General features: G+C 75.3%; 14 protein-coding genes. 5 read left to right on the plus strand and 9 right to left on the minus strand.

From position 1 onward, the window contains the following. Positions 1 to 180: 180 nt before the first annotated feature. The 8 genes from def to IH44_RS0129540 form a co-directional block, all read right to left on the minus strand. Entirely contained in the window at positions 181 to 807 is a 627-nt protein-coding gene (gene def, locus IH44_RS0129505; RefSeq protein WP_030462812.1) for a peptide deformylase, read from the minus strand. An 82-nt stretch (positions 808 to 889) separates the two neighbouring features. Next, positions 890 to 1,873 carry a hypothetical protein gene (locus IH44_RS0129510; protein ID WP_030462813.1) on the minus strand — a complete coding sequence of 328 codons (984 nt, stop codon included), beginning with the start codon at positions 1,871 to 1,873 and terminating at the stop codon, positions 890 to 892. Between the two features lie 107 nt (positions 1,874 to 1,980). Then, positions 1,981 to 3,318, minus strand: coding sequence for an HD-GYP domain-containing protein (locus IH44_RS0129515; RefSeq protein WP_051817493.1), 1,338 nt, complete (start codon positions 3,316 to 3,318; stop codon positions 1,981 to 1,983). Next, positions 3,315 to 4,709: an HD-GYP domain-containing protein gene (locus IH44_RS0129520; RefSeq protein WP_030462815.1), complete on the minus strand. Its 1,395-nt coding sequence runs from the start codon at positions 4,707 to 4,709 to the stop codon at positions 3,315 to 3,317. Before IH44_RS0129520 ends, IH44_RS0129515 begins: the two co-directional genes overlap by 4 nt. A gap of 189 nt (positions 4,710 to 4,898) precedes the next feature. Next, positions 4,899 to 5,261 (minus strand): mycothiol system anti-sigma-R factor, encoded by a 363-nt coding sequence (gene rsrA / locus IH44_RS0129525; protein WP_030462816.1) that lies wholly within the window; start codon positions 5,259 to 5,261, stop codon positions 4,899 to 4,901. After that, a complete protein-coding gene (locus IH44_RS0129530) occupies positions 5,258 to 5,971 on the minus strand; it encodes a sigma-70 family RNA polymerase sigma factor (protein WP_081967205.1) in 714 nt (237 codons plus the stop codon). The genes rsrA and IH44_RS0129530 overlap by 4 nt, the downstream gene beginning before the upstream one ends. 322 nt (positions 5,972 to 6,293) lie before the next feature. Continuing rightward, positions 6,294 to 6,917, minus strand: a complete 624-nt coding sequence (locus tag IH44_RS0129535) for an alpha/beta family hydrolase (RefSeq protein WP_030462818.1) — start codon at positions 6,915 to 6,917, stop codon at positions 6,294 to 6,296. Positions 6,918 to 6,968: 51 nt separating this feature from the next. Beyond that, positions 6,969 to 7,706 carry an SOS response-associated peptidase gene (locus tag IH44_RS0129540; RefSeq protein ID WP_030462819.1) on the minus strand — a complete coding sequence of 246 codons (738 nt, stop codon included), beginning with the start codon at positions 7,704 to 7,706 and terminating at the stop codon, positions 6,969 to 6,971. A 116-nt stretch (positions 7,707 to 7,822) separates the two neighbouring features. On the opposite strand from IH44_RS0129540, the gene IH44_RS0129545 reads away from it, so the two are divergent. From IH44_RS0129545 to hisN, 5 genes are all read left to right on the plus strand, one after another. Then, on the plus strand, positions 7,823 to 8,530 hold the full coding sequence (locus tag IH44_RS0129545) for a M50 family metallopeptidase (RefSeq protein WP_030462820.1): 708 nt from the start codon (positions 7,823 to 7,825) through the stop codon (positions 8,528 to 8,530). A gap of 28 nt (positions 8,531 to 8,558) precedes the next feature. Continuing rightward, positions 8,559 to 9,878, plus strand: a complete 1,320-nt coding sequence (gene aroA, locus IH44_RS0129550; RefSeq protein WP_030462821.1) for a 3-phosphoshikimate 1-carboxyvinyltransferase — start codon at positions 8,559 to 8,561, stop codon at positions 9,876 to 9,878. Positions 9,879 to 9,893: 15 nt separating this feature from the next. Next, positions 9,894 to 10,949, plus strand: coding sequence for a ribosome small subunit-dependent GTPase A (gene rsgA, locus IH44_RS0129555; RefSeq protein WP_030462822.1), 1,056 nt, complete (start codon positions 9,894 to 9,896; stop codon positions 10,947 to 10,949). 89 nt (positions 10,950 to 11,038) lie between these two features. Then, complete coding sequence (locus tag IH44_RS0129560; protein ID WP_030462823.1) at positions 11,039 to 11,362, plus strand: multidrug efflux SMR transporter; 324 nt, start codon at positions 11,039 to 11,041, stop codon at positions 11,360 to 11,362. A 19-nt stretch (positions 11,363 to 11,381) separates the two neighbouring features. Next, on the plus strand, positions 11,382 to 12,179 hold the full coding sequence (gene hisN / locus IH44_RS0129565; RefSeq protein ID WP_030462824.1) for a histidinol-phosphatase: 798 nt from the start codon (positions 11,382 to 11,384) through the stop codon (positions 12,177 to 12,179). Between the two features lie 180 nt (positions 12,180 to 12,359). Here hisN and IH44_RS0129570 read toward each other — a convergent pair whose 3' ends face one another. Further along, positions 12,360 to 14,312, minus strand: coding sequence for a tetratricopeptide repeat protein (locus tag IH44_RS0129570; RefSeq protein ID WP_030462825.1), 1,953 nt, complete (start codon positions 14,310 to 14,312; stop codon positions 12,360 to 12,362). Between the last annotated feature and the right edge of the window lie 273 nt (positions 14,313 to 14,585).

Genomic DNA, 14,585 nt, shown 5'->3' on the forward strand with positions numbered 1-14,585 from the left:
GCCCTGACCAGCGCGATCTGGCACAACGACCACACCGGCCAGTCCGTCATGCGCTCCCTGACCGCCTACGACCACTAACCCTTCGCATCAACCATCTAGGCCGCCGCCGGCCCGGAGAACAGCACGCAGGACAGCACGGAGGGCCGCACCCCCGCGGGGGTGCGGCCCTCCGCCGTACTGTCAGTCGTTGGGGACGGTGGCGTACTTGGGGGTGCCGTCGGCCATCTGCCGCAGTGCGTCCTTGCGGTCCCGCTTGGAGAGCCGGTCGATGTACAGGTACCCGTACAGGTGGTCGGTCTCGTGCTGCAGGCAGCGGGCGAAGAAGCCGGTGCCCTCGACCCGGACGGGGTTGCCGTCCTTGTCCTGGCCGGTGACGGCCGCGTAGTCGGGGCGGGCCAGCTCCTGGTAGGCGGTGGGGACGGACAGGCAGCCCTCCTGGCCGTCGTCCAGCGCCCGGCGGCCGGCCGGCAGCTCCTCCAGCACCGGGTTGACCACGTGCCCGATGTGCCGGACGCCCTCGTCGTCGGGGCAGTCGTAGACGAAGACCTTCAGGTCGACGCCGATCTGGTTGGCGGCCAGGCCGACGCCCTCCGCCGCGTACATCGACTGGAACATGTCGTCGATCAGCGCGGACAGCTCGCCGTCGAACGCGGTGACGGTCTTCACCTCGCGGTGCAGCACCGGGTTGCCGACCACGGTGATCGGACGCGCGGTGCCCTTGGACAGGTCCGGCTCCTCGCCGACCACCCGCTGGGGCTCGCCGTCCTCGTGGTCGTGGTCGTGCTCGTGGTCGTGCTGCTCGGCCATCGCTCGGTTCCGCTTTCGTCCGCATCCGCCTGGTGTACCGGTCCAGGGTACGGGGCGCGGTCCGGCCGCGGGCGGCCCCGGGTCAGCAGACCTCTTCGAGGTCCCGGTAGGCGCGGGTGGCCGGGGAGGCCGCGGCCCAGCGCTCCAGCAGGGCCCGGACCAGGCCGGCCGGCGCGGCGATCCCGCACTCGCGCTCGACCTGCCAGGGGCCGCCGGCCGCGCCCTGGCTGAGGTGGCTGAGGTGGCCGGGGTGCAGCGGGTCGCCGTCGTCGTGCGGGTCGTGGTGCGCGGTGTGGCCGTCGTCGATGGCCATCCGGGACTCCGAGCAGGTGCGGCACAGCAGCCGCACCGAGGACGTCCAGTCCTCGGCGGCGTACCCGGCGTCGGCCACCGTCTTCTCCAGCGCGTCCCGGTCGGCGGCGGTGGCGGCCTGCAGCAGCACCACCCAGGTCGGCACGGGCGAGGGCGCCCACAGCTCGATCTCGTCGAAGACCGGGTAGGCGACGCCGTCGGCGACCCGCTCGCCGTGCGGGGCGCCGTCGTGCAGCACCACCTCGCCCCAGCGGCGGCCGGAGGACGGCAGCGGGATGGACAGCACCTCGATCCGGGCCGGGTCGAGCCGCCGCCCCCACACCACCTCGGACTCGCCGTCCGGGGACAGCCGCACCGGGGTGGTGCCCAGGTCCAGCTCGATCGGCCCGTCCAGCCCGGGCCCGCCGGGCAGCCGCAGCCCGTACGCCTGCCAGGCGCGGCGGGCCAGCGGCCAGTCCTGCAGGGCGGTGGCGGTGATGCCGAGGTTCCACCAGTCCGGGGCGCCGTGCTGGCGGTCGAGCAGCGCGACGGCGCGCAGGCCGGCCGAGCGGGCCTGCTCCCAGTCGCGGCGGAACTTGTGCAGCAGGGCCAGGTTGAACCAGGAGTCGGACAGCCACGGTTCCAGGTCGGCGGCCATCACCAGCAACGCCCCGGCGTCCTCGTAGCGGCCGTCTCCGATCAGGGTGAACGCACGGTCGGTGGTCTGCCGCCAGGTCGCCGACGGACGGTGCCGTGCGCGGTGGAAGATCCTCACGTTGGTCCCTTGCCGTCGGTCGTCACCGGGTCGCCCCGCCTCCGGGTCTTCCCGCCACGACCGCATCCAACCACGCCCGCCCCCGGCCGCGCGCCCCGCGCGGCCATTCAGGCCGCCGGGCGGCAGCGGCGGTCCGGGCCGCGGGCGGCGCGGTGGCCGCGGCGGCCGAGCCGGGCCAGCGCGTCCAGCACCACCGGGTCGTAGCCGTGCCCGGCGTCCAGGCGCAGGTGCTCCAGCGGGTCGAGCAGCCCGGCCCGGGGACGGTCGGCGGCGGCGGTGCGCAGGTCGTCGTGGGCGTTGGCGACCCGGATGATCCGGGAGGCCAGCGGCAGGGTGGGGTCGTGCCGGCCGTCGGCGAGGCGGCACGGGTCGGCCAGCCTGGCGACCTGCTGCCACACCTGCCGGGGCACCCCGGTGCGCTGGATCACCTCGCTGCCGAGCCGGGCGATCCGCTGCTGCTCGCCGTCCGGCAGCAGCGCGGTGGCCCCGCCCGGGACGGGCTCGACCAGCGACAGCTGCCCGATGTCGTGCATCAGCGCGGCGTACTCGAGCAGCGTCAGTTCCCGGCTGCCGAGGCCGAGTTCGCGCCCCAGCGCGCACGCCGTGTCGGCGACCCGGCGGGCGTGCCCGGGGGTGGTGTACCCGGCGATCTCGGTGGCCCGGGCCAGCGTCTCGATGGTCTGCCCGGTGGTGGCCCGCACCGCGACGGCCCGCCGGAACGACGCCTGGGCGAGGATCAGCGGCAGGCAGAACACCGGCAGCGCCCACAGCCCGGCCTCCCCGGCGAGCAGGCTCAGCAGCAGTCCGGTGGCGACCTGCGCGGAGCCGATGCCGAGCAGCGCGTGCAGCTGGTCGTCCAGCGCGGCGGCGTACCGCAGCCCGGTGCGGGCGCACTGCTGGGCGGCGGCCAGCACCGCGTCGCCGAGCGCGGTCAGCGCGGCGACCCCGGCGAGCAGCGCCCCGTAGGCGGGTCCGGGCATCCGGTCGGTGACGCCGGAGTTGTACAGCGGCTGGAACAGCAGGGCGGCGAACGCGACGGTGACCAGTCGGCGGGCAGCGGCGTCCAGGCCGGCCAGCGGGGCGCGCGGCCGGTGCCGGACGGCGGCCAGCGCCCACTGCCCGGCGAGCTGGGCGCCCAGCCCGAGCAGGGTGCCGACCGCGGTGACGCCCGCGACCTGCAGCATCCCGTGCGTGGTGGGCAGCCCGTGCAGCGGCCCGAGCAGCGCGTACGCGAGGGCGACGGCGGTGGCGACGGGCGCGGGTTCGCGGTCGCCGGGCAGCGCGGGCCCGGCACACTGGCCGAGACCGATCAGCCCGGCGAAGGCCAGGGCGACGCCGCGCTGGGCGACGCCGTCGGCCAGCGCGTGCAGGACGGCGGCGGCCCCGAGCGTGACGGCCGCGGCGAGCAGCAGGTCGGCCGGGGCCGGGCGGCGGCGGGTGTTCACGCCGCTCCCCCGGCCGGCAGGCCGGTGCCGGACTGCTGGGGCAGCCGGGCCGGCTCGGGCACGCCGAGCGGGATGTCCGGCACCTCGCCGTCCCAGCCGCCGGGCGGCGGCGGTTCGGGCTGCCAGCCGTGCTCGGCGACGGCCTCGACCAGCGCGCCGACCATCACCGGGTCGAACTGGCTGCCGGCGCACCGCTCCAGTTCGGCGACCGCCTCGGGGACGGGGCGGCCGCGCCGGTAGGAGCGGGTGGAGGTCATCGAGTCGAAGGCGTCGGCGACCGAGATGATCCGGGCGAACTCGGGGATCCGCTCCCCGGTCAGCCCGTGCGGGTAGCCGCGGCCGTCCATCCGCTCGTGGTGGTGCAGGATGCCGTCGCGGCCCTCGCCGAGGAAGTCCAGCTGCCGCACCAGCTCGTGCCCGAACACCGGGTGCACCTCGACGGCGCGCCGCTCGGCGTCGGTCAGCGGCCCGTTGCGGCGCAGCAGTTCGGTGGCGACGGCGAGCTTGCCGACGTCGTGCAGCGTCCCTGCGAAGTGCAGGGTGCGGATCCGGTCCTCGGCCAGGCCGAGCTGGCGGGCGATCAGCACCGAGGCCCGGCCGACCCGTTCGCTGTGGCCGCGGGTGTAGGCGTCCTTGATCTCCACGGCCTGCACCAGGGCCTGCACGGTGGCCCGGTGCGCGGTCCGCTCGCGGTGGCCCTGCGCGGACAGCCAGGCGGTGATGGTCAGCGGCAGCAGCCCGAGCACGGCGGCGAACGCCCCGTACGGGCCCTGCCACAGCACCGCGATCATCAGGCCGCCCGCGCCGTGCAGCAGCGCGGCGGGCGCGGCCCGGCGCAGCGCCCGGGCCGCGCCGGGCCCGGCGGCGCCGCAGGTCAGCCGGACCATGCCGGCCACCAGCACGCCGTTGACCAGGCAGAACGTCAGGATCGCGGCCAGCGCGCCCAGCGCGGCGCCGGGGAAGCGGGTGCCGAGCAGCAGCCGGACCCCGCCGAGCAGCCGGAACACCTCGGCGGCGGCGGCTGCGGCCAGGGCCAGTTGGGCGGCGTTCCACACCCGGCGCAGCCCGCGCGGGTGGACGGCCGGGCCGAGCAGCGCCCCGGGCAGGGCGACCAGGGCGGCCGCGGCGGGCGGCAGCATCAGCACGCCCGCGAACAGCACCGGGAAGAAGCCGCTGCCCCGAGGGTCGGCCGGGGCCTCGTCGGCGGGGCGGCCGCGCAGCCGGCGCCAGACCCGGGCGCACGGGGTGCGGGCGCCCTGCGCCAGCGACTCCAGGCACATGTGCAGCAGGGCCAGCAGGCCGATCCGGGGCCAGTCGGGCCGGGGGCCGGCCGCGGCCAGCGGCAGCAGCACCGCGAACGCGGCCGCCAGGACGGCGGCCAGGTAGCCCACGGCCCGCCCCGGCAGGGCGGCGGCGCTCCGCTCGCGTTCGCTTCCGCTGGCGATCTCGGCCTCCCCAGCCCGTTCCGGGCCCTCCGACGTGAGGACTCGTCAGAGAATAGGGCCCGCCCGCGCGGGTGCGGCGCACGATCGCGTATTGCCGCAGCCGGAGCAGCGACAGCTCACCCGATCGAGTGAGTGCTACTCGGCGGTCGCCACCGCGGAGCCGTGTCCGGCCGTCCCGTCGACCGTCACCTCGACGCTCACCGCGGACACCTCGATCACCGAGGTGTCCACCTCTCCCGAGCGCTGGGTGCGGATCGAGTCGATCCGGGCCAGCACCTTGGCCCGCAGGTCGGTCGGGGGCGCGTCGCACCCGCAGGAGCGCTTGATCAGCGCCTTGATCGCCTGTTCCAGGCCGTACTTCTCCAAGCACGGCGAGCACTCGTCGAAGTGCACCCGCAGCTTGGCGCAGTCGCCCTCGGGCATCTCGTTGTCGAGGAATTCGTAGAGGTGGTCGAGCACCTCTCCGCACTCGGTCTCGTGCGGATCGCCGCAGCTCATGAGCCCGCGCCCTTCGCTTCCTGCCCTGCACCGGTACCGGCCGGGACCAGCCCCCGCTCGCGGGCGTAGTCCTCCAGCATGCCGCGCAACTGACGGCGGCCACGGTGCAGTCGGGACATCACCGTACCGATGGGTGTACCCATGATGTCCGCGATCTCCTTGTACGCAAAGCCCTCGACGTCCGCGAGGTACACCGCGATCCGGAATTCCTCCGGGATGGCCTGGAGCGCGTCCTTCACGTCGCTGTCCGGCAGGTGGTCGAGCGCCTGCGTCTCGGCCGAGCGCAGCCCGGTCGACATGTGCGACTCGGCGCGCGCCAGCTGCCAGTCCTCGATCTCCTCGGCCGCGGTGCGCTGGGGTTCGCGCTGCTTCTTGCGGTACGAGTTGATGAAGGTGTTGGTGAGGATGCGGTACAGCCAGGCCTTGAGGTTGGTGCCCTCGCGGAACTGGTGGAACGACGCGTACGCCTTGGCGAACGCCTCCTGGAGCAGGTCCTCCGCGTCGGCCGGGTTGCGGGTCATCCGCAGCGCCGCCGAGTACATCGGGTCCAGGTAGCCGAGCGCGTCGCGCTCGAAGCGTGCGCGCCTGGCCTGCTCGCTCTCGTTCTCGGACACCCGGAAGGTGTCCTCGCCGATCGCCTCGGCCAGTTCGTCGCCGGTGAGCTGTTCGCCCTCCGGTCGGCCCTGGTCGGCGCCAGCAGCGCCCGACACGGCCGCGTCATCGGTCCCGACGACCGGACCCACCTCCTCGGAAACCCGCACACGGCCCACCTCGGGCCGACCCGCAAGCGAGGATATCGGGCTGACCGGCTTCTCGCCCGCGACAACCCACTCCGACCAGTCCGGCAGGAGCGCGGACTGCGCGGCCCGCTCTTCCGGCCGCTCGCGGCACGCGATCGAACCCATGGACCCTGCCTTTCCACCGGGGGCATGTTCTGACGACTCGTGCAACCCCGTCGGCCGCCGCCGCATTCCCGGCCCCGGGCACCGAGGCGCAACTCACGTCCGCCACCGCGGCCTTGCCGCCGCGGGCTCAGCGGAGCCAGTCGGTGACCGCCGCGGTGACCAGGTCCAGCGCCTCGTCCTGGGTCAGCGGGGCCTTCTTCGGGACCTTGAAGCCGTGCGCGGCGTGCGGGACCCCGGCCAGGCGGTGGGTGGCGGGCAGTTCCGGGAACTCGCCGGGGGTGCCGAAGGTGTCCGCGCCGCCTTGGACGACCAGCGTGGGCAGGCCGGTGGCGAGCAGCTCGTCCGCCCGGCTCTTCTCCGGCCTGCCGGGCGGGTGCAGCGGGAAGGCCAGCGCGAGGACGCCCGCGGCGCCGAGGGCGGCGGAGGTGCGGCAGGCGACCCGGGCGCCGGCGCTGCGGCCGCCCGCGTACACCGGCAGCCCTTCCCCGGCCGCGGCGGCGAACTGCGCGGGCCAGCCGGCGTCGAGGGCGGCCGGGGCCGGGGCGAGCTTGCGCCCGGCCACCCGCCAGGGCTGCTCGGCGAGCACCACGGTGACGCCGCGCCGCGGCAGCGCGGCGGCCAGCGCCTGCAGGTCGGGCGTCTCGACGCCGCCGCCCGCCCCGTGCCCCAGGAGCAGGACGGCCCGCGCCCCGGCAGCCCGGAACCAGTGGAGCCGGGCGTCCCCGGCCGGGGTCTCGACGATCTGCTGCACGGCGCCGAGCGTACCCGGGCCCGGCTCCCCCGCCGCGGCGGCCGGGCGGGCTCAGAACAGCGTGGTGAGGTCGTCCTCGGTGAGCGGGCGGGTCAGGCCGGGGTGGTTGTTGCGGATCCGGCCGACCTCGTCGGGGACGGCGTGGATGCGCAGGTCGCCGGGCGGGGGCGGGGTGAGGTCGGCGGTCTCGGCGTGCGGGTCGAGCCAGGCGTCCCAGCGGTCGGGTCCGAGGTAGAGCGGCATCCGCTCGTGGACGGGGGCGAGCAGCGGTTCGGCGGCGGTGGTGACGATGGTGCAGGTGACCAGCCAGGCGTCGGGGTGGCCGCCGGGGCGCTCGCGGTCGCGCCAGAACTCGTACAGCCCGGCGAGGGCGAGCGGCGCGCCGTCGGCGCGGTGCACGAAGTAGGGGCGGCGGGGCGGGCGGGAGACGTCGTCGGTGGGGGCGGTCTGCCACTCGTAGTAGCCGTCGACGGGTATCAGGCAGCGCCGGGAGGCGTACGCCTGCCGGTAGGCGGGCTTCTCGTGGACGGTCTCCGCCCGGGCGTTGATCATCTTGACCGCGGTCTCGGGGCTGCTCGCCCAGCCGGGCACCAGGCCCCAGCGCAGGGTGTGCAGTTGGCGCACGGGGCGGCGCTGTCCGCGCGGGGCGCGGTCGAGGACGGCGTAGGTCCGCGCGGTGGGGGCGACGTTCCAGCTGGGGGCGATCGTCTCGGTCGGGTCCCACTGCTCGACGCCGAACAGGCGGACCAGTTCGGCGGGTTCGGTGGAGGAGGCGAAGCGTCCGCACATGGCGTCCAGCTTGCCAGAGCGGGAGGGGGCAGAACCAGCGGCTACCGGCGGCCCGTCCTTCCGTGGGAGGCTGCCCGCCCCGGGCTGGGGAGACGACGGTGATCGGAGGTCGGCGGATGGACTTCGCACAACTGTGGGACCGGGTGACGGCCGTGCAGCCGGACCCTCCGCACTGGCTGGTGTGGGGCACCGCGGCGGTGGCGCTGCTGGCGGTGGCGGTGCGCCCGGTGTGGATGTGGACCCGCACCGTGGTGACGATCGCGCACGAGGGCGGGCACGGGCTCACCGCTCTGCTGACCCGGCGGCGGCTGTCGGGCATCCGGCTGCACTCGGACACCTCGGGGCTGACGGTCTCCTCCGGGAAGCCGACCGGCCCGGGCATGGTGCTGACCGCGGCGGCGGGCTACCCGGCGCCCTCGCTGCTGGGCCTGGGCGGGGCGGCGCTGCTGGCCGCGGGCCGGACCACCGCGCTGCTGTGGATCGGCATCGCGCTGCTGGCGGCGATGCTGCTGACGCTGCGCAACCTGTTCGGGGTGCTGGCGGTGCTGGTGACGGGCGGGGCGTTCGTCGCGGTGTCCTGGTACGGGACGGCCGAATGGCAGGGGGCGTTCGCCTACCTGGGGGTGTGGTTCCTGCTGCTGGCGGGGGTGCGCCCGATGCTGGAGCTGTGGGTGACCCGGCGGCGGCGCGGCGGCGCGCCCGGCTCGGACGCCGACCAGTTGGCGCGGCTGACGGGGGTGCCGGGGGCGCTGTGGGTGGTGGCGTTCCTGGCGGTGGCGCTGGCCTGCTTGGGGCTCGGGGCGGCCTGGCTGCTGCCCCGGTAGCGGCGCGGCGCCTCATAGACTTGACGCCATGACCGACTCCCTGTGGCCCGCTCCCGTCGCCACCGCCGCCGTGGACGCGACCGTGACGATCCCCGGCTCGAAGTCCGCGACCAACCGCGCGCTGGTGCTGGCCGCCCTCGCCGACGGCCCGGGCTGGGTGCGCCGCCCGCTGCGCAGCCGCGACTCGCAGCTGATGGCTGACGGCCTGCGGGCGCTGGGCGTGACGGTCGAGGAGACGGTGAACGCGGCGTCCGGCGGCACCGGCGGCGGCGAGGCGTGGCGGGTCATCCCGGCCGAGCGGCTGCGCGGCCCGGCGCACGTGGACGTGGGCAACGCCGGGACGGTGATGCGCTTCCTGCCGCCGCTGGCCACCCTGGCCGACGGCCCGGTGCACTTCGACGGCGACCCGCGCAGCCACGAGCGCCCGCAGCACGGCGTGATCGACGCGCTGCGCGCGCTGGGCGCCCGGATCGAGGACGGCGGCCGCGGCGGCTTCCCTCTGACCGTGCACGGCACCGGCGCGCTGGACGGCGGCGCGGTGGAGGTGGACGCCTCGTCCTCCTCGCAGTTCGTCTCGGCGCTGCTGCTGTCCGGGGCACGCTTCAACCACGGCGTGGAGATCCGCAACACCGGCGGGCCGGTGCCCTCGCTGCCGCACATCCGGATGACCGTCGACATGGTCCGCAAGGCGGGCGGCCAGGTGGACGCGCCGGAGGACGGCGGTGAGAAGGACGTCTGGCGGGTCACCCCGGGCGCGCTGATCGGCCGCGACCTGGTGGTCGAGCCGGACCTGTCGAACGCGGCCCCGTTCTTCGCGGCGGCGCTGGCCACCGGCGGCCGGGTGACCGTCCGGGACTGGCCGAAGCACACGTACCAGCCGGGCGACCAGCTGCGCGAGATCTACACCGCGATGGGCGGCTCCTGCGCATTCGTGGACGACGGGCTGCAGTTCACCGGCACCGGCAAGATCCACGGCATCGAGGCGGACCTGCACGACGTCGGCGAGCTGACCCCGGTGATCGCCGCGGTGGCGGCGCTGGCCGACTCCGAGTCGCACCTGTACGGCATCGCGCACCTGCGGCTGCACGAGACCGACCGGTTGGCCGCGCTGGCCAAGGAGATCAACTCCCTGGGCGGCGACGTCACCGAGACGGAGGACGGGCTGCGGATCCGGCCCCGCCCGCTGCACGGCGGCGTCTTCCACACCTACGAGGACCACCGGCTGGCCACCGCCGCCGCCGTCCTGGGCCTGGCCGTGGAGGGCGTGCTGGTGGAGGACGTGGCGACCACCGCCAAGACCCTGCCGGACTTCCCGCAGATGTGGGCCGACCTCCTCGGCCAGGGCTGACGGGGGATCACCAGCATGCGCCGCTACGACAAGAACGCCGACGAGGACGACATCCGCAGCCGCCCGGGCCGCCGGGGCTCCCGCCCCCGCACCCGGATCCGGCCCAAGCACGAGGACGCCGCCGAGGCGATGATCCTCACCGTGGACCGGGGCCGGATGACCTGCCTGGTCGACAGCGGCACGAAGGACGAGCGCCAGGTCGTCGCCATGAAGGCCCGCGAGCTGGGCCGCAAGGGCGTCGTCGTCGGCGACACCGTCAGCGTGGTCGGCGACCTGTCCGGCGAGCCGGACACGCTGGCCCGGATCGTCCGGGTCGAGGAGCGCAGCTCGGTGCTGCGCCGCACCGCGGACGACGACGACCCGTACGAGCGGATCGTGGTCGCCAACGCCGAGCAGATGGCCATCGTCACCGCGCTGGCCAACCCCGAGCCCCGCCCCCGGCTGATCGACCGCTGCCTGGTGGCCGCGTTCGACGCCGGGATGGAGCCGCTGCTGGTGCTCACCAAGGCCGACCTGGCCTCCGCCGACGAACTGCTGGAGTCGTACGCACCGCTGGGCATCCGCTACGTGGTGACCCGGGCCGACGAGTTGGAGAGCGCCGGGGCGGAGGCCGTCCGCGAGCACCTGCGCGGGCGGACCACGGTGTTCATCGGGCACTCCGGCGTCGGCAAGACCACCCTGGTCAACGCGCTCGTCCCGGAGCGGCAGCGGACCACCGGCCGGGTCAACTCCGTCACCGGCCGGGGCCGGCACACCACCGTCTCGGCGCTGGCCCTGCGGCTGCCCCCGCCGCCCGGCGCCAAGCCGGGCTCGAAGAAGGCGCTGGACCCGGGCTGGGTGATCGACACCCCCGGCTTCCGCTCCTTCGGCCTGTCCCACATCGACCCGTCCCGGGTCATCCACGCCTTCCCCGACCTGGAGCCCGGCACCGCCGACTGCCCGCGCGCCTGCTCGCACGACGAACCGGACTGCGCGCTGGACGCCTGGGTCGCCGACGGCCACGCCGACCCGGCCCGGCTGTACTCGCTGCGCCGGCTGCTGGCCACCCGCGAGGCGCACGAAGGGGACTGAGAATTCACGGTGATCACGAGTCGCTGGGGCCGCTGCGCTGGGTAACGATAGGAAGGTCACACCGCCCTATCTGACAGGGAGTCAACCCGATGGCATGGGCCATGGTGATCCTCGCCGGTCTGCTGGAAACGGGATTCGCGGTCAACCTCAAGCTCAGCCACGGCTTCACCAGGCTCTGGCCCACCATCAGCTTCGCGCTCTTCGCGCTGGGCTCCTTCGGCCTGCTCACCCTCTCCCTGAAGACCCTCCCGGTCGGCAGCGCCTACGCGGTGTGGACCGGCATCGGCGCGGCCGGCACCGCGGTGTACGGGATGGTCTTCCTCGGCGAGTCCTCCTCCACCCTCAAGCTCGTCTCCATCTCCCTGGTCATCGCGGGCGTGATCGGCCTGCAGCTCAGCGGCTCGGGACACTGAGTCCGCTAGGGTTCCGTGCATGGCCGACTACCACGACGACCTCCGACTCGCCCACGTCCTCGCCGACTCGGCCGACTCGATCACCATGGAGCGGTTCAAGGCGCTCGACCTGAAGATCGAGACCAAGCCCGACCTGACCCCGGTCAGCGACGCCGACAAGGCCGCCGAGGAACTCGTCCGCTCCGTCCTGCAGCGGGCCCGTCCGCGCGACGCCGTGCTCGGCGAGGAGTACGGCCTGCAGGGCTCCGGCCCGCGCCGCTGGGTGATCGACCCGATCGACGGCACCAAGAACTACGTCCGCGGCGTCCCGGTCTGGGCCACCCTGGTCGCCCTGCTGGAGGAGCAGCCCGACGGCGAGCACGTCCCGGTGGTCGGCATCGTCTCCGCCCCCGCGCTCGGCCGCCGCTGGTGGGCCGCCAAGGGCCTCGGCGCGTTCGCCGGCCGCAGCCTCGCCAAGTCCCAGCGCATCCACGTCTCCAAGGTCTCCCGCCTCGCCGACGCCTCGCTCTCCTTCTCCTCGCTCAGCGGCTGGGAGGAGCGGGCCCGCCTCGACGCCTTCCTCGACCTCACCCGGATCTGCTGGCGCACCCGCGCCTTCGGCGACTTCTGGTCCTACATGATGGTCGCCGAGGGCGCCGTCGACATCGCCGCCGAACCCGAGCTCTCCCTCTGGGACATGGCCGCCCCCTGCATCATCGTCCAGGAGGCCGGCGGCCGCTTCACCGGCCTCGACGGCATCGACGGCCCCACCGGCGCGGACGCGGTCGCTACCAACGGCATCCTCCACGAGGCGGCGCTGCGCTCGCTCAGCGTCTGACCGAGAGCTGCGAACGCCAGGAAGCGCACCGCCAGGGGCGCGGGGAACTGCGCGGCCAACCGAGCACGCACAGCCAGATCGCGAACCAGGACGAGAGCTTGCACTGTCCCGCGATCTCACTGACGTGCGACTCCCGCTTCGCGCAGTTCCCCGCGCCCCCGGTTTCGCCTCAGCGCAGCGCTACGCCGAGAGCTCCGCGTTGAGCGCCCCCAGCAGCCGTCCCGCCCGTTCCGCGACCTCGGCCGGGCCGTACTCCGCCGCGCGCTTGCACCAGTTCTCCGCCTGGACGGCCTCGCCGCGCCGCAGAGCGAGCAGGGCGAGCCGGAGGGCCGCGCGGCCGTGGCCGGCGTCCGCGGCGCGGGTGTACCAGAGCATGGCCTCGGCCTCGCTGTCCTGCCGGGCCAGCAGCAGGCCGAGGTTGAAGGCGGCGCTGCGGCTGCCGCCCTCGGCGGCGCGGCGGTACCAGCTCTCGGCGATCTGGAGGGCGCCGCGCTCGGCCGCGCGGACGCCCATCCGGACCTGGGCGCGGCGGTGTCCGGCGTCGGCGGCGATCGCGTACCAGTGTTCGGCCTCGGCGTCGGCGTCGCCGCGGCGGTCGAGCAGCGAGGCGAGCCGGAAGGCGCCCTCCGCGGAGCCGCCGTCGGCGGCCTGCCGGTAGCGTTCGAGCGCGCCGGTGAAGTTGCCGCGCTGTTCCTGGGCGACGGCGAGTTGCAGGGCGGCCTCGCCGTGGCCCTCGGCGGCGGCGCGGGCGTACCACTCCTGGGCCTGCCGGGTCTCGCCGCGGCCGGCGTGCAGGACGCCGAGGTTGAAGGCGCCGTCGACGGAGCCGGCTTCGGCGGCCTTGGAGAACCAGGGTTCGGCGCCGGACTCGTCGCCGCGCTGGAGCAGCACGACGGCGAGCGCGTTGCAGGCCTCGCGGTGTCCGGCGTAGGCGGCGCGGCGGTACCACTGCTCGGCCTGGGCCTCGCGGCCGGCGCCGGCGCAGAGCAGGCCGAGGTTGAAGGCGCCGTTGTGGTCGCCGGCGTCGAGGGCGGCGCGGTACCAGCGTTCGGCGACGGTGTTCTCGCCGCGGCCGGCGTGCAGGGCGCCGAGGGCGTTGGCGGCGGTGCCGTCGCCGGCTTCGGCGGCCTCCTGCCACCATTCGGCGGCGGCGGCGAGGTCGCCGGTGTCGCGGAGCAGGAAGCCGAGGGCGCAGGCGGCGCGGGCCTCGCCGTTCTGGGCGGACTGCCGGTACCAGCGGGCGGCCTCGTCGAGGTCGGCGCGGGCTTCGAGCAGGACGCCGAGGCGCAGCGCGGCGCGGGCGTGGCTGCGGGCGGCGGCGGTGCGGTACCAGGTCTCGGCGGTGTCCTTGTCCCCGGCGGCCTCGCGCATCCGGGCGAGGCGGTAGGCGGCCTCGCGGTGGCCGGAGTCGGCGGCGGCCTTGAACCAGCGTTCGGCGCGGACGTCGCGGCGGTGCTCCATCAGGTCGCCGAGGGCGTAGGCGCCGAGCGGGTGGCCCTGTTCGGCGGCGTAGTGCAGCCAGTACTCGGCGGCCTCCTCCTCGCCCTGGTCGCGCAGTTGCAGGCCGAGGGCGTGGGCGGCGGGGGCGGATCCGGCGACGGCGGCCTGCCGCCACCACTGGGCGGCCTCGGTGCGGTGGCCCTGCTGGTGGAGCAGGACGCCGAGGTTGTTGGCGGCGGCGCGCAGGCCCGCGGCGGCGGCGGAGCGCAGGTACGGTTCGGCGTCGCGCAGGTCGCCGCGGCGCAGCAGGAGGGCGCCGAGCTGGCTGGCGGCGTTCGGGTCCCCGGCGTCGGCGGAGCCGCGGTGGCGGGCTTCGAGGGCGGCCTGTTCGCGGGCGGCGAGGGCGGTCTCGAAGCTGTCGGCGGCGTCGTCGTCGGGGTCGACGAGGTCGCGGACGGAGGCGGCGGCGACCTGCTCGGCCGTCAGGTGGACGAGGCTCTCGGGACCGTAGCCGGTCACGTCGATGCCGCCCGCGGTGCCGCGCTGGGCGGGCAGGCTGCCGGTGGACGGACCGGCGGGCCGGTCGGCGGCCCGGGTGCCGGTGCCGCTACCGGTCTCGGCGTCGGTCCCGGTGTCCGGGGTGGTGCCGGCCGCCTGTCGTTCTCCCGTCCCGCTGTTGCCGATGAGCTTCATGCCGACTCCCGCTCCCCCCGAGTGTCGCGGCATCCGCCCGGGGCCGTCGACCCCGGGCGCCTCCCCCAGGGGGCGCGCCGGACCGGACGGCCCGTCAGCGGCCGTGCCGCGTCCCCCTCGTGGTTCATCGTCGCATCACCCGCACACCGCGTACACCTGCTCCGTCCGTTTTGGCGGAGCGGGGCCGAAGCCCGGCGAGATCGCTTCGGCTCTTTGTCGATTTCCCGACACTGAGCCCCACAAACCCCGGCCACGCATCGTACCGGAGTCGAT

It is taken from the genome of Kitasatospora sp. NRRL B-11411, assembly GCF_000721345.1.
Classification (GTDB): Bacteria; Actinomycetota; Actinomycetes; order Streptomycetales; family Streptomycetaceae; genus Kitasatospora; species Kitasatospora cineracea.

What these genes read in the sequence shown, in the direction of transcription:
- def (WP_030462812.1), bottom strand. Translation starts at nt 807, where the DNA reads ATGGCCGAGCAGCACGACCACGAGCACGACCACGACCACGAGGACGGC.
- rsrA (WP_030462816.1), bottom strand. Translation starts at nt 5,261, where the DNA reads ATGAGCTGCGGCGATCCGCACGAGACCGAGTGCGGAGAGGTGCTCGAC.
- IH44_RS0129540 (WP_030462819.1), bottom strand. Translation starts at nt 7,706, where the DNA reads ATGTGCGGACGCTTCGCCTCCTCCACCGAACCCGCCGAACTGGTCCGC.
- IH44_RS0129545 (WP_030462820.1), top strand. Translation starts at nt 7,823, where the DNA reads ATGGACTTCGCACAACTGTGGGACCGGGTGACGGCCGTGCAGCCGGAC.
- aroA (WP_030462821.1), top strand. Translation starts at nt 8,559, where the DNA reads ATGACCGACTCCCTGTGGCCCGCTCCCGTCGCCACCGCCGCCGTGGAC.
- rsgA (WP_030462822.1), top strand. Translation starts at nt 9,894, where the DNA reads ATGCGCCGCTACGACAAGAACGCCGACGAGGACGACATCCGCAGCCGC.
- IH44_RS0129560 (WP_030462823.1), top strand. Translation starts at nt 11,039, where the DNA reads ATGGCATGGGCCATGGTGATCCTCGCCGGTCTGCTGGAAACGGGATTC.
- hisN (WP_030462824.1), top strand. Translation starts at nt 11,382, where the DNA reads ATGGCCGACTACCACGACGACCTCCGACTCGCCCACGTCCTCGCCGAC.
- IH44_RS0129570 (WP_030462825.1), bottom strand. Translation starts at nt 14,312, where the DNA reads ATGAAGCTCATCGGCAACAGCGGGACGGGAGAACGACAGGCGGCCGGC.